This is a genomic window from Nostoc sp., from assembly GCF_036918015.1.
Lineage (GTDB): Bacteria > Cyanobacteriota > Cyanobacteriia > Cyanobacteriales > Nostocaceae > Nostoc.
The window spans coordinates 26,347-39,638 of sequence record NZ_JBALEO010000038.1; the positions used below are offsets into that span (position 1 = coordinate 26,347).

At 40.4% G+C, this 13,292-nt stretch carries 14 protein-coding genes; 5 read left to right on the top strand and 9 right to left on the bottom strand.

All coding sequences use genetic code 11. The features are described 5' to 3' along the window. Positions 1–98 precede the first annotated feature (98 nt). Positions 99–551 (bottom strand): Hsp20/alpha crystallin family protein, encoded by a 453-nt coding sequence (locus V7K61_RS09125; protein ID WP_335052913.1) that lies wholly within the window; start codon positions 549–551, stop codon positions 99–101. A gap of 459 nt (positions 552–1,010) precedes the next feature. On the opposite strand from V7K61_RS09125, the gene V7K61_RS09130 reads away from it, so the two are divergent. The 3 genes from V7K61_RS09130 to V7K61_RS09140 all read left to right on the top strand — a co-directional run bounded on the left by V7K61_RS09130 (position 1,011) and on the right by V7K61_RS09140 (position 3,211). After that, positions 1,011–1,199, top strand: a complete 189-nt coding sequence (locus tag V7K61_RS09130; protein WP_335052915.1) for a hypothetical protein — start codon at positions 1,011–1,013, stop codon at positions 1,197–1,199. Positions 1,200–1,707: 508 nt separating this feature from the next. After that, positions 1,708–2,094 (top strand): hypothetical protein, encoded by a 387-nt coding sequence (locus V7K61_RS09135; RefSeq protein ID WP_335052917.1) that lies wholly within the window; start codon positions 1,708–1,710, stop codon positions 2,092–2,094. A 394-nt stretch (positions 2,095–2,488) separates the two neighbouring features. Beyond that, the gene (locus tag V7K61_RS09140) at positions 2,489–3,211 is read left to right on the top strand and encodes a hypothetical protein (RefSeq protein ID WP_335052919.1); all 723 of its coding nucleotides are present in this window, start codon (positions 2,489–2,491) and stop codon (positions 3,209–3,211) included. A 38-nt stretch (positions 3,212–3,249) separates the two neighbouring features. Here the strand turns inward: V7K61_RS09140 and V7K61_RS09145 are convergent, their stop codons facing one another. The 4 genes from V7K61_RS09145 to surE form a co-directional block, all read right to left on the bottom strand. After that, positions 3,250–4,026, bottom strand: a complete 777-nt coding sequence (locus V7K61_RS09145; RefSeq protein WP_335052921.1) for an MGMT family protein — start codon at positions 4,024–4,026, stop codon at positions 3,250–3,252. Between the two features lie 18 nt (positions 4,027–4,044). Continuing rightward, positions 4,045–4,704: a PAP/fibrillin family protein gene (locus tag V7K61_RS09150; protein ID WP_335052923.1), complete on the bottom strand. Its 660-nt coding sequence runs from the start codon at positions 4,702–4,704 to the stop codon at positions 4,045–4,047. Between the two features lie 87 nt (positions 4,705–4,791). Continuing rightward, positions 4,792–5,415: a hypothetical protein gene (locus tag V7K61_RS09155; RefSeq protein ID WP_335052925.1), complete on the bottom strand. Its 624-nt coding sequence runs from the start codon at positions 5,413–5,415 to the stop codon at positions 4,792–4,794. A 181-nt stretch (positions 5,416–5,596) separates the two neighbouring features. Continuing rightward, positions 5,597–6,277, bottom strand: coding sequence for a 5'/3'-nucleotidase SurE (gene surE / locus V7K61_RS09160; RefSeq protein WP_335052927.1), 681 nt, complete (start codon positions 6,275–6,277; stop codon positions 5,597–5,599). Between the two features lie 496 nt (positions 6,278–6,773). On the opposite strand from surE, the gene psb32 reads away from it, so the two are divergent. Further along, entirely contained in the window at positions 6,774–7,511 is a 738-nt protein-coding gene (gene psb32 / locus V7K61_RS09165) for a photosystem II repair protein Psb32 (RefSeq protein ID WP_335052929.1), read from the top strand. A gap of 59 nt (positions 7,512–7,570) precedes the next feature. Here the strand turns inward: psb32 and V7K61_RS09170 are convergent, their stop codons facing one another. The 4 genes from V7K61_RS09170 to V7K61_RS09185 form a co-directional block, all read right to left on the bottom strand. After that, on the bottom strand, positions 7,571–7,954 hold the full coding sequence (locus V7K61_RS09170) for a DUF4346 domain-containing protein (protein WP_335052931.1): 384 nt from the start codon (positions 7,952–7,954) through the stop codon (positions 7,571–7,573). Positions 7,955–8,093: 139 nt separating this feature from the next. Next, on the bottom strand, positions 8,094–8,582 hold the full coding sequence (locus V7K61_RS09175; RefSeq protein ID WP_335052933.1) for a pentapeptide repeat-containing protein: 489 nt from the start codon (positions 8,580–8,582) through the stop codon (positions 8,094–8,096). 61 nt (positions 8,583–8,643) lie between these two features. Next, positions 8,644–9,825, bottom strand: a complete 1,182-nt coding sequence (locus tag V7K61_RS09180; RefSeq protein WP_335052935.1) for a GNAT family N-acetyltransferase — start codon at positions 9,823–9,825, stop codon at positions 8,644–8,646. Positions 9,826–9,964: 139 nt separating this feature from the next. Then, on the bottom strand, positions 9,965–10,705 hold the full coding sequence (locus V7K61_RS09185; protein WP_335052937.1) for a RibD family protein: 741 nt from the start codon (positions 10,703–10,705) through the stop codon (positions 9,965–9,967). 293 nt (positions 10,706–10,998) lie between these two features. On the opposite strand from V7K61_RS09185, the gene V7K61_RS09190 reads away from it, so the two are divergent. After that, positions 10,999–13,128: an ATP-binding protein gene (locus tag V7K61_RS09190; RefSeq protein ID WP_335052939.1), complete on the top strand. Its 2,130-nt coding sequence runs from the start codon at positions 10,999–11,001 to the stop codon at positions 13,126–13,128. Positions 13,129–13,292 lie beyond the last annotated feature (164 nt).

Genomic DNA, 13,292 nt, shown 5'->3' on the forward strand with positions numbered 1-13,292 from the left:
TGGTCACTCGCATGACCAAGCTCTTAACTATTTCAATCAATTATTGCAGGTAAAGTAGTGCGTAGGCGTAGCCCGTCGTAGACATCGCAAGCAAACCATTAGTTAGCAGATTGTTCCAAATTCACCTTGACAACTTTATTCTTTTCTTGCTCAGTTTTAGGCAGTATCAGATTCAAGATGCCATCTTTATAATCTGCCGTAACGTTAGTGTTTTGAATCCGAGCCGATAAAGGAATTACGCGTTGAAATTTACCGTAATTAAACTCACTTCTAGTAACACCTTTTTCCTCTGTTTTCGTTTCAGACTTCCGCTCACCGCTAACGTAAACAGCATTTTCTGTGACTTGTACATCCAGGTCTTTAGCTTCTATTCCTGGCAGTTCTATCTTCAGATGAATTGCATCTTCAGTTTCTTGGATTTCAGCAGCCGGAACTTTACTTAAGCCTTTGTCAAACAATGCAGATGGTAGTCTGGTATCTTCAAATAAACTATTGATTTGGTGTTGTAGAGTGTCAATTTCTCTCCAACGATTCCAACGAACTAGTGTCATAACTCTTCCTCGCATTAGTTACTATTGTTTAATAAGTTTTGCACTCAACCTTGTGCTTACATATTCATATTAGATAGAGTTAAAGCTGCTGTAAATTCGGTTTTTGACACCAATTAATTGATGATTACCGTACTAAATTAGATAGAAAAAATTTTACGGTTTACTCTAATTTGTCTGTTCGGTAAACCAGAATAGACAAATTAGATTCAATTATTCTAAATCAAGAAATCTGCTGTTGAAGGGATAGCGCAGAAATACGATGCCTCAGTTGGGCTATGTCTACAACTGAGTAACAGCGCTGCATAAATTTTTAGATAACCTCAGTTAAATATATATCTGTTCAAGTTTCTCCTGAACTTTACTCCCGATTTATTAACCAGGACAGCATCAATAATGAAACTCTTTACCCCACTTTATTTTGCATACATTCTTGATTCTAGTGTTCTATCTAGAATCGCTATGACTCAAATAGCTACTCATAGCAAAAGTGGCACATCAATCAACACATCTGTCAAATCTAATACTTTACGCAACGATTCTACAGATATCAATTGCCTCAAAACCTTTGATACTGCTGTTCTTGCTTATCACATGATGGGTCTTAGAGGATGTTTGAAAAGTCCTGTTGTTGGTAGCAAAAAGTTTTAGATCCCCCTAAATCCCCCTTTTTAAGGCTACGGTGTACACACAAGTGTTGGTGCAGTGTATCTATCCCGCCTCGGAATTTATTCCGAGTCTCATAGCGAAAGTCATCTTTTGGAGGACTAAACAAGAAATTTAGTTCAGTCCACGCTTAGTGGACTTTAGCTATCAGCCCGGAACTTTAGTTCTGGGCGTGATATTTGCTCAGTGTGCGACTTTCACTTGAACAGAAATATTGTGTGGGTAGGATTTTTAGAGATGTGTGTACACCGTAGCTTTTTAAGGGGGGCTAGGGGGGATCAATAAGTGCCTAAAATCACACCTAACCACTTTTCAAACAACCTCTTAGCAACTTTGAATAAACCGTAGGATGCGCTCAATTAAATCACCCGAATGGGTGAGGAGCAAATCAACCGTTCAGGTGAACTGGGTGCAGGAAGTTAAGACAGATAAAAAATAAGACTCTATTACTCAAGAACACTAATTGCACTTTACTATAACTAAGGATAATCCTATGAAACTCTCTATCTTAATCGATTCTGTACTCATTGTTACTTCTATTGCTTTATTGCCTGGAATTGGTGGCACTCAAATAGCTACTAGCAATAATGGGGAACCTATAGCTATCAATTCTAACAATTCATCTAACGTCAGCTACTTCAAAGCCTTTGATGCTGCATTTCTAGCTTATCAAAGTAATCTGAAAGCACAGCGTAGTCCTAGCGGTAGCGCTTTGGTATCTCAATACCAAACAGGAAACCTGACTGCATTAAATGTGGTTAAGACTGCTGTCAACGCTAAAAAGTTACCAGCACAAGAAGCTTTGAATCATAAAGGTTATCTCAAGGCTGTCGAGTCGCATCTGACATCAGACGATAGCACTAATAATTTATCTTACTAAGTACAGACTTGCAGAGGTTCGTAATGGATTTATAAAATGCTGTACTATCATCTGGTTGCTTTGACAAGAAAATGCCTAACCGAACAGGAAAAGCTACTGTCTCCCCCTAATCACCATCTCATTTGCAAAAATTACTTTGACCCCTCCAACACGTTGGAGGGGTTTTTAGTTGGTGCTACGGTTGCTATTTGCTCTAGCGTCGTCCCATGCGCAGTAGCACTGGAATGCTTCCTGCTGCCACAACGGCGTGACTCATCACACTTTTAGAAAAAAGGGATAGGTCATAAATTATTTACTGTTCTATCAAATTAACGTTGTTAAGTTACTCAGCAGGTGTAGTTTTCACCTCCAGGCTGTGTTAGATATTGTGACGCGAAACAGGAGTATAGATACGTTGCTAAAGCTTTCTCCAGAATCTCCTCTATTTATTGTATTAATTATTATTAGTTTTCTAGTAGTAACTTTATCAACTTGGTTATCATCTAAACCATTTATTTTAAAACCATTTGGAGTTAATGATATTGTCCAGTTACTTACATTACAATTATTTATTTCTTTGTTGTTAGAACGTTCTTTAGAAGTTTTTATAACTACTTGGCGTGGCCCATTCGTCGAACAATTAGATATTAGTATTCAGCAAAAAAAGGCTCTACTGTCTGAGAAGATAAGACTTATGGAAGTACAACAGAGCCAATTCTTAGAATCTAATCAAATCAGTGGACTCCCACCTGAGGGAATGAGTTTAGAACAGCAAATCATCCAAAACTTTACACAAAACCAACAAGAACCATTAAAAATATTCAAGCCACAAATGGATGATATAAATGAAAAAGAGCGCCAAAGAGCAGCTTATAAATCTGATACACGAACAATTGCTTTATGGACATCTCTTTTATTCGGTCTTTTAATGAGCGCAATAGGTATTCGCTCAATCGAACCGCTTGTAGTTATTGATTTAGATAATCCCATACAAGTAATTATTTTCCGTTGTTTAGATGCACTGCTGACAGGAGGTTTAATTGCAGGAGGTAGCGAGGGAATTCATAAGCTCATAAAAGTTTTTATCGACTTTATGGAAGCTACATCTAAACAAATCAAAAATCAAGGCTCGTCTTGATGAAACGTAAGGATTCAGGTCTAATATTACAGTAATATCTATTCTAGATATAGAGTACTATCTTCCCATAGATAATCTTTAATCTCTACAAAATTTTTGTTTAAGTTGCGTAATAAATCTGCTTCAGATAAAACCTGGACTCCTTCCATTTCCAACTTAATTTTTTGTTGGCTGACATGACTTATCAAATAGCCTTTAGAGTCTAATATTCTATGTACTGGATAATCAGCAGCCGAAGTTTTTTTCAGGTATATAGGAATAGCTCTTAGATAGCTATTATCTACTCCTATGCCTTTGATTATCTGTTTATATGTAACTACTTTTCCACTTGGGATTTTGATAATAAAATTTAGGAATCGTTTATATGGAATTTCAGATAATGCTGGAAATTTATTAGCTTTAACTTGAAAATTACTATTAACCTTGATTTGACCTGATTTAATAACTACACCTAAAATTCCTCTTTTAGCTTGGATGTTTTTTAATGATTCTACCAAGGGAGCTATTCGCTTACATGGTTCGCAGTAAAAAGTTAATCTAATTGCCGCACCGCTTTCAAAGTTTAGCAGAGAGCCAGGGATAAATTTATCAATTTCTATACCTTGAATCACGATATTTTCTCGCAATTCTCCTGGTTGAATTGATAAGTTGGCAATATCTTCGTGCCTAACAATTAAAACTTGCCTGGGACTTATATGCTCGGCATTAATATCTCCTTCTATACCATGATTTACCTTTAAATTTAATGTATTAACCTCTACCATTGGAGAGCCTACTTTTACTTTGCTGAAAAGATGTATGATTGAGAGAGGCATATTCATTCAGCGGCGCAATCAATTTTCATTTGAGGATGTGAATTCAGGTAAATTCTCAGATTTACTAAGAATAAATAAACTTCCATCTCCCCCGCGTCCAATTCTTAAAGTTTCATCTAAGTAAGTAATATCTAATGTGGCAGTTCTGCTAGTAGGATTGTTAGCTGAGACAACCTTAAATGGGTTAAGTTGGGGAGTATTAAGGCCAAGAATCTTCTCAATTGATAGATAGCGTTTGTCAAAATAGACGTTAATACGTTTGTTCTGTAGAGGCTCTAAATCTTCTTTGGCTGGCTCAAAGCTAGCTGTAACTTTGACATATCCCGATACTAACCCCAGAGGATGTTTAACTTTAGCTAGATTGAAAAACAATTTATTTGCAACATCAATCACTTGATAAACTTTACCCAGCTTTAATCCGAATGGAAGAGAAGCTAAAGAACGTATTTCTCTAGCTGTGGAGTATTGCAGTTGCCAAGCTCCTTCTAGCAATGAAGTAGCATAGAGAAGAGGATTCAGATTGGGATTGACGCTCTCCAGTTCCATTGTCAATTGTTCAATTTCTGCGACTAAGGTTTTGTCTAGCTGCAAGTCGGTAATGGGAGAGCCATCGCTTTTGCTTTGAATATTCTCAAGCTTTGTTTGTAGTTTTTCCTTAATTAAAATTTGATTAGTCAATGGTTAAATATTTTCCTTTATATATCCTATTTCTTTAGTTCAACTTCTATGCGGGAAGTGCATAAAAGTTGAATTATCTAGATGAAATTAGTCAATGAGTTGTGGGGTGGGAATTTGCGTATCGATATCCGCTTGGGAAAAACTAGGAAGCAACCAGCCGCTCTCACCCGCCTTGAATACTTTGGCAGGTTCAACATTCAATTCAATTGCACCAGTGGCTGGATTGGTTCTAGCAAGAGACTGTGTACCATCGACAAACTTAACGGCGATGGGTTCAGTTAGCTCTTGTGGTTGAGTGTTTGGGCCTAAAACCACTTGAGAACCTGCGGGTAAGTAAATGCCATCGCAATCCCAATCATCATCGGTGATTGTTCCTGCGCCCAGGAAGTAGAGTTGGGTTGGAGATTTTTTTGGTTTATTGGCATAGACAGCCAAAGTCTTTCCAGTTTCATTGCGGCACTGTGCCCGCTTTCTAGCTGTTTCTATGACATTTTTCTGAGACTGCAATTGTGCCAGTCGCTGCTGAAACTGCTCAGGTGTATAGCCCGCTTGCTCAGGTGTATCCTTTACAGTTAGAAGTTGATTGAGCGCCTGAGTTACCTCAGCATAGTCAGCGCCCTTAGTGAAATCCTTACCTGCCCAAGAGGGTTGAGCGATTAGCAGGTTCACCACTAACACGAAAGCGACAAGAACAATTTTGAGAAATTGCATATATTTCTCCTTTTTTTTGAAATTAGTGTTCAGTACCACTGAAACTTTACCAGATTTCAAATCCTTGAAAATTTCGATCGCGATCGCACCACATACCCATAAGATTAATTAATAGCCCTACAAGCTCTCCTCAATATCCACTAAAAGGTGGTAGCAGTTAACTAGTAACTAATGGGCAATGTCAAACTCTTAACTGGGTGACGGCGATATTACCAGAAAAACATACATCTACATCGCTGCCAGGAGTGCGATCGCGTTTGCCATATTCCCCTACATAATAAAAATTATCGCCTTCAATTCGATAGTTCACGGGCAAAGGTTTGGTACAGGCTTGGCAAAACACCACTTCAGGATCTGGTTCTCCTGGTTGCAGATGCGGCAGATTCACATTCCAGAAGCTTCCTGGCTCTAGGGGACGCTTGAGTAAATCCGCTAAAACTTCAGCAGTGAATTTAGCAGCCAGATCCCAATCAAAATCCTGTTTGGCTTTGCGATACTGAGAAATGGCAATTCCGGGAATACCGTGCATCGCAGCCTCCCGCACGGCGGCAACTGTGCCAGAAATGTAGGCATCGACTCCCAAGTTTCCCCCAGCGTTGATACCTGAAAGTACAAATTTGACATCTGCGTGAATTTGTGTTACCGCAATTCTCACGCAATCAGCAGGAGTACCTGCGATCGCATACTCAGTCTCAGAACGTCGCTGGAGGTTGATGGCACGAGTAGTAGTAACTTGATGTCCACAGCCAGACTGATGATCGGCAGGAGCAGCGATAATAGAATTTTTGCCGTTTACAGCTTTGAGCAGCGCTTGGATACCAGGGGCATCAATGCCATCGTCGTTAGTTAAAAGTATAGTCATGTATATATGATATTGATTTAGCTAAAATATCAGAAAAATGCAGATATAAACCATCACATAGACATCTATATAAACTAAATATGCATTGTCTAGAACCCTTGTAGAGAGGTAGCAGGATAACGTCTTGACATTCTTTTTCACTCAGATATCTGCTGAGTACAGCAGGAAAAACTACTCGCAGATATAAAAAAATATGGCTTTGCTGAACCAAAATATGAATCATGCGATATGATTTCTAGATGGTTTGCAAATTCCGCCCTCAGCATTTGGGTTAATTCCCAAAATGGGCGGTATTTCTTGTGACTAGTAAGGGGTTTAGCGTCAGGTTAATGCTTGCAACCGCCTTCAGAACAATTTTGTGTAATCAAAAATCCCGTACAATATACATATTTGCTGGGAATATCAGAAATTTTACACTGAAGAAAATCGGGAACGAGGTGATTTTTGCAGTGGTTCTGTAGTATTTTTGGTGCAAGTCTGTCTTAGGGATCACACGATGAAACAGCTCCTCAAACAAGTTTTTAGCAGTCAAAAACACCTCATCCGGCTAATTCTACCTTTGGTGACGGTTATTTTCGCAGCCTCGCTGTTTGCCACACCTGCTTTAGCCACAGGTGTGTATCAAATACCCAGCCTGACAGCAGCGAATGACACCTGGGTTTTGGATCAAGGTGAAGTCATCAGCCGTCTGAATGAAGGCAAGATTAGCAGCGCTTTTAAGGATTTGGCAAAGCAAACAGATAAAGAAGTAAGAATTGTTACTGTTCGCCGACTCGACTACGGCGAAACACCAGAAAGCTTTACTAAAGAACTGTTTGAAAAATGGTTTCCGACAAAAGCAGCCCAAGCTAATCAAACTTTGTTGGTTCTTGATACAGTTACCAATGGTACTGCCATTATTACTGGGGATCAAGTCAAGCCAATACTTACTGACTCTATTGCCGAGAGTGTAGCTACTGAAACAGTAAGTGTGCCGTTACGCAATGGTGACAAATACAATCAGGCATTTCTCGATGCAAGCGATCGCCTTGTCGCCGTTCTCTCTGGCAAAACCGATCCAGGGCCACCCCAAATAATTGACAATGTGCAGGTTGGAGGCACTTTCAAGAAAGCAGAAGAAACCAACCAAGGTAACGCTACTGCTTGGGTAGTAGGATTGTTAATTGCTGCCACCGTTATACCAATGGCGACTTACTATATCTATCAGATAAATCAGCCCTCTTCTAATGGGTAATGGGAGATTTAGGAGTTAGGAGTTATGAATTTCTAACTTTTAACTCCTCACTCCTAACTTTAATCTTGAACATACTCTTGCTCTGTAACTAAAGCTACCTCAGCCCGGATAAATTCTCGACCCAGATAAGCTGCATGATCTAATTTAGTTACCAAAGGAACCTGAGTTTCTTCAAAAATTTTCACACAAAGTTCTTTCGCCGTTCTCGCGCTAAAAACTGTTGTATGAGTTCGTTCTACCTTTTGTCGCGCCGGAATTACCTTTCCCGTTTCGGGATCGACAGCTAAACCGCGATCGTCAATCACATTTGTAAAATGCTTGGCATAAATTAATCCTGCGTCTCGATCTAAGTAAATAATGAAATATCCACCGGGATCGAGGTCAATATGACGCTGGGAAAGTTTATCATCAATTGCGGCTAAATCTTCAATTATTAAATCCATAAGCATTATAAAAAGAAATTTTCTTTCTTGAGGGTTTTTACACTATATATCAAGTGTAATTCCTATTTTCCTTAGTCTTCTTGATATCTTTCAGATATTTTTGATTCCTTTTACTTAAAAGAAAATCAAAGAATTAGACTCAACTATTCCGAATAGTGCCATCTGGCATGATGGTGTTACGAAAAGTAATGCGACGCAGACTAGATCCTTCCAAATTGGCTCCAGTCAAGTTAGCTTCGCATAGAATACATCCCCCCAAATCAGTTCCACTCAAATTAGCCCCGGTAAGATTCGCTCTATCGAACCTAGTGTTGGAAAATCTCGCGCCTCTAAGGTCAGCGTTGGTCAAGTTAGTAACTCTGAGGTTCGCGTAAGACAATCTAGCACCTCTGAGATCGGCTTCGGTCAAATCGGCACCATCCAAACAGGATTGAGCCAATTGGGTATTGACGAAACTAGCACCCTTCAAGATGGCACGCTCAAAATAGAACTCGTCCATTTTATTCCCAGTAAAGTCAGCACCACTCAGGTCAATCCCCGATAAATCCCCGCCCAACTTGACTCCGGCAAAGTTTCTTTCTCCAGCAGCATATCTTCTAATTAATTCATCACGATTCACGCGATCCATAAATATTTTCCTGAACTTATTAGGACTTACGCAGTGATGTTACGAAAGTAGTTCCTTTTCCTCAAGCATTTTTCTCACTAAATGGTAACTCTGCATTAATTGCCTCAATCTGCTGCTGTTCGAGTTGATTCACTTCCTTAATATAGGGAAGTAAAATTTGTCCTAAACGATTATTGTAAAAGCGGTGCAAACTGTGATTGGGCATAGCGGGGAAACCGCGCCGTTTTTTGTGACGCCCACCCGCGCCAGGATCAAAAATTTGGATTCCGTTAGCGATCGCCCACTCAATCGGCGCATAATAGCAAGCATCAAAATGTAAGCAATCTATTTCTTGAAAACTTCCCCAATAGCGTCCATAGAGTTTGTCATCTTTAAATAAACAAAAAGACATTCCTAAAGGATGAGAATTATCTTCCTCGCTATATGCGGCAACAAACAAGACTCGATGGCGATAATCGGTGTGTAGCTGCTCAAAAAACCTCCGTGTGAGATACTTGCTACCCCACCAGCCAAACTTATCACAGGTGTCAGCATAGAATTGGTGCATCAAGGGAAACAAAGACTGAGGAATTTGATCCCCACTCAGCGGTTGCAATCGTAAACCTGCTTTCTCCACAGCTTTGCGTTCCCGCTTGATATTGCGGCGCTGATTGGCGTTAAATACCTTCAAGTAATCATCAAAAGTTTTAAAACCAGCATTTTCCCAGATATAGCTGTGGTGCAGCCAAGTTGTAAAGCCATGCCGTTCCAGCATCGGCCGCCATTGGGGATCGACGTAGAGAAAATGACACCCAGAAATCCGATTTTTGGAGCAAAAAGTGTCAATTTCATGCACCATCAGCGCTGTGATTTCATCCTCGTCTTCTCCTGGGGCAATTAAGAAGCGATAACCTTCTGCTGGGGTGAATGGTGTCATTCCCAGCAATTTTGGGTAATATTGGACTCCGATGCGATCGGCTAACTCTGCCCATTGGTGATCGAAAACAAATTCACCAGAACTATGTCCTTTAAGATAAAGTGGCGCAGCAGCAATCAGCGTTTTATCTCGCCACAATGTCAAGTGATTTGGCAACCAACCAGTTTTAGCCGTAACACTCTGGGAGGTTTCAAGATTGTTCAACCATTCCCATTCTAAAAATGGCGTTTTGAGTGGCATTGCCAAAGCATTCCAGGCATTTTGGGGTACTTCAGCGATTTTGTTCGTCCAAACGACAGAATAGCGAGGCTTAAGTTGTTCCACCATCTTAGAGGAGTAGGGAGTAGGGAGTAGGGAATGGGGAGCGGGGGAGCAGGGGAGAAGTAGCAGTAAGTCTTTCCCCTCTGCCCCTCCGCCTCTTGTACCCAATGCCCTATCCCCAATAAATAACTTAACTTAGCGTAATCTAATCTGCTGGCCGTTGCAGGCGATAGTGTAAAAACACCTCTTGCTCAACTGTCTGAACTTCTATAAGTTGTAACTTGGGAGCCAAATCGGGTAAAAATCCTTTCCCTTCGACGGGTGTGGGTGCAGTATTACCACCTAAAATCAGCGGACAGACAGTTAGCCATAATTCATCAATTAAATCTAGTTCCAGCAAGGAAGCGACTAATTCACCTCCACCCAAGACCGCCAAGCGTGTTATATGTAGAGTGGCTAGTTGCTTCAAGGCTGCGAGAATGTCAATTTCTCGCGTTGGTGTTTCAAAAACCAGAATCTTCTCAAATTCTGGAGGGTACTCTTGTACTCCGATTCCCAGAGTTGAGTGAAGCGTCTGTAAGCGTTCTTTCCACGAAAATTCCCCTGCTGTTGTGGTGAGTAGCCAGCGTCTTACTGGTTGCTTAAAAAAGTGAATTTCCGGATTAAGGTTTGCAGAGTTTGTAATCACTATATGAACTGGTTGCCGAGGCTTCCCTCCTTGCGCCCGGAGTTGCACTAGAGTTGGATCGGTTACAGTAAGTGTTGTTCCATAAGCGTTCAGAGTACCAGCACCAAATAAAACGGCATCAGAGGCAGCAATTTGTTTTTCTAAGTGCGCTTTATCAACCCTTGAACCAAACCTAGCAGGCGATCGCTTAAAATCTGCTATCTTGCCATCTGCACTCATTGCTAAAACAACTGTAGTATGAGGACGATGTTGCAACATTGAATTGATTTGATAGTTTTAATATTTACTTTAGTCGTGTGTAGATTTTCAAAAAAACCATACCTGCAAGCTACTGTTTTATAATTTAACCACTGTATTGATATGCAACACAAATCTCTTCTACATCTAGCATATACGAGGTTTGGTATACCACGTTTCTTTTTGAATTATAGCAATTTGTTATTTTTAAACATTGAAAATAAAATTCTGATAATTTAATAAAATGTCTCATCTAGCTGGTCTAATTGCATATCTTTGGTGTTGTAGGTTGCAGGTGCAAAGTGAGACACTCGATGACTAATTCCCGCCAATCTTCCTTTCGTCGAATTTTAGTAACGAGAATATTGCTGCTGTTTGTTCCAGTTTTACTAGTAGGGGAAATTGTTGCTTTGAATAAGGCACGTACTAGTATATTGAGAACTGCACGGCAAAACTTAACAGAAAGCGCCATCAGTAAAGGGGAGAGAATTGGTGATGCGATCGCAATCTTAAAAGCTAATTTGCAGAGTGTAAGCAAAACAACGGTTATTCCGTCGGGTTCGTCTATACAAGAGCAAGAATTTCTCACGCAGTTAAGGCAACAACTTCCAGCCAGTATTGAGTGCATCCAACTAACAAATCTCCTAAACCAGAAGATAATTGCTAGTAGCTGTGGGGATCGAGAAATTGGCGAATTGAGATTACCTTTGCCTAGTGATGGAATTGATGTCAAAGCAATCTTTCCGCCAAAGGCAGGAACGACTGGAAAAAGAAATGCACAAAATCAACTGCAAGTAGTTTTATCTGCACCAGTTTCCGATAGCCGAAAAAATTCAATTTACAGCTTAAGTATTCAGTCTGCATTGTACCAACAAACCAGAAATCCGCCGGGATCGCTCACGGGCGCGATGGTAGTGATTGCTGAAGATGGCACAATTTTGGCACACCCATTCACCGATTGGGTGGGAACTAATATCACTCAGCACCCTCATGCTTCCCAAATCAAGAGCATAATTAAAAATGCAATCACCGGAAAAAACGATTCGATAAGTTTGTCTTTTAGAGAGGGAGAAGAATTAGTCGCTGGCTATACAGTTATTGCAAATCCACTTACTCAACAGCAACAGCAAAAATGGATAGTTTTAGCTGTTAGTAGTGTCGATAATGCGCTGTTTGGTTTAGAGGAAATCAAATTAATTCTGATCGTTCTGACAGTTGGTTTGATTGGCGCAAGTTTGTTAGCATCCCTATATTTAGCTCCTTACTTGGCCCGTCCTGTAGAAGAATTGCGAGACTATGCTCTCAATATTCACTCTCACCATGCCGCACAACCAGTTCCGCACAATTTTCAAATTCGGGAATTCAATCAACTGGCCCAAGCATTAGACCAAATGGTAGAACGTCTAAAAGCTGGATCGGAAGAACTGGAAATAGCTTGGAAAGAAGCAAAAAGTGCTAACCAGATTAAAAGCCAGTTTTTGGCTACGACTTCCCATGAATTGAGAAACCCATTAAATATTATTATTAACTGTATTCGCCTGGTTGAAGAAGGCTTATGTGATGACCGGGAAGAAGAAATGGAGTTTCTTAAACGTGCCGATGAAACAACGATTCACTTGTTAGGTATTATTAATGATTTACTCGACATTTCTAAAATCGAAGCAGGTAAGCTTTCAGTTGTTTCCACGCCTATTGACCTCCGACAACTATTGTTAGAAGTGATTAATTTACAATCAGTTAATGTCCAACAAAAGGGCTTGCAATTGAAATGTGAGTTAGCCTCCAAAGCGATCCCAATTAACGCAGACGCGGGAAAACTGAAGCAAGTACTGATTAATGTTATCGGCAACGCCACCAAGTTCACCGACACCGGCAGTATCACCATTGCTACAGAAATTCAATCTAGTAATGGTAAATCTCAGGTGGTAGTAGCTGTCAAAGATACAGGTATAGGTATCGATCCGACTCAACAGCACAAACTATTTCGCCCCTTTGTAATGGTGAATGGCACTACGACACGTCAGTTTGAAGGTACTGGACTGGGACTAGCGATTTCACGAAACTTAATCGAACTCATGGGAGGTAGCATTACTCTTGAGAGTGCGGGACTTCATCAAGGTACGACACTGAAAATTACCTTACCTTTGATTGATATCTCGCTGTTAGCTGTTCCAAACAAAGAAGCAAATGTCGGGGATTTGGGATTCTCCTCTGGGAATGAGCCAGTAAAGGCAAGCCGCTACCCCAACCTACAGGAATCTGGGGGAAGTTCTTCTTTGGGGATCAACAAGTCTGTGAAAATAGAGGTAGACAAAGAAAAGCTCCCGAAGTCCCAGTTGCTATTTGGAAATGAGACTTGCGAGATTCGTCTTTCGCCTCTGCAAACTATTTTGGTAAGTCTTCCAAAAGGAGGAGTTTGTGCAAATGGGACTTTCAATAAGTAATTTAGTCAAAAATCCATATTCATCAGTACTCCTGAAACTTTTGATCCTTGACGATGCGATCGCTCAAGGGACTTCCAACTAAAAAAATATCCTATCGCGGTGTAGGCAGGGGGGCAGGGAGCAGGGGGCAGGGAGAGAAAGAAAAATATTATCTGAGTAAATTG

What these genes read in the sequence shown, in the direction of transcription:
- V7K61_RS09170 (WP_335052931.1), bottom strand. Translation starts at nt 7,954, where the DNA reads ATGGATTTAATAATTGAAGATTTAGCCGCAATTGATGATAAACTTTCC.
- V7K61_RS09125 (WP_335052913.1), bottom strand. Translation starts at nt 551, where the DNA reads ATGACACTAGTTCGTTGGAATCGTTGGAGAGAAATTGACACTCTACAA.
- V7K61_RS09190 (WP_335052939.1), top strand. Translation starts at nt 10,999, where the DNA reads ATGACTAATTCCCGCCAATCTTCCTTTCGTCGAATTTTAGTAACGAGA.
- V7K61_RS09145 (WP_335052921.1), bottom strand. Translation starts at nt 4,026, where the DNA reads ATGCCTCTCTCAATCATACATCTTTTCAGCAAAGTAAAAGTAGGCTCT.
- psb32 (WP_335052929.1), top strand. Translation starts at nt 6,774, where the DNA reads ATGAAACAGCTCCTCAAACAAGTTTTTAGCAGTCAAAAACACCTCATC.
- V7K61_RS09180 (WP_335052935.1), bottom strand. Translation starts at nt 9,825, where the DNA reads ATGGTGGAACAACTTAAGCCTCGCTATTCTGTCGTTTGGACGAACAAA.
- V7K61_RS09155 (WP_335052925.1), bottom strand. Translation starts at nt 5,415, where the DNA reads ATGCAATTTCTCAAAATTGTTCTTGTCGCTTTCGTGTTAGTGGTGAAC.
- V7K61_RS09130 (WP_335052915.1), top strand. Translation starts at nt 1,011, where the DNA reads ATGACTCAAATAGCTACTCATAGCAAAAGTGGCACATCAATCAACACA.
- V7K61_RS09185 (WP_335052937.1), bottom strand. Translation starts at nt 10,705, where the DNA reads ATGTTGCAACATCGTCCTCATACTACAGTTGTTTTAGCAATGAGTGCA.
- V7K61_RS09135 (WP_335052917.1), top strand. Translation starts at nt 1,708, where the DNA reads ATGAAACTCTCTATCTTAATCGATTCTGTACTCATTGTTACTTCTATT.
- V7K61_RS09175 (WP_335052933.1), bottom strand. Translation starts at nt 8,582, where the DNA reads ATGGATCGCGTGAATCGTGATGAATTAATTAGAAGATATGCTGCTGGA.
- surE (WP_335052927.1), bottom strand. Translation starts at nt 6,277, where the DNA reads ATGACTATACTTTTAACTAACGACGATGGCATTGATGCCCCTGGTATC.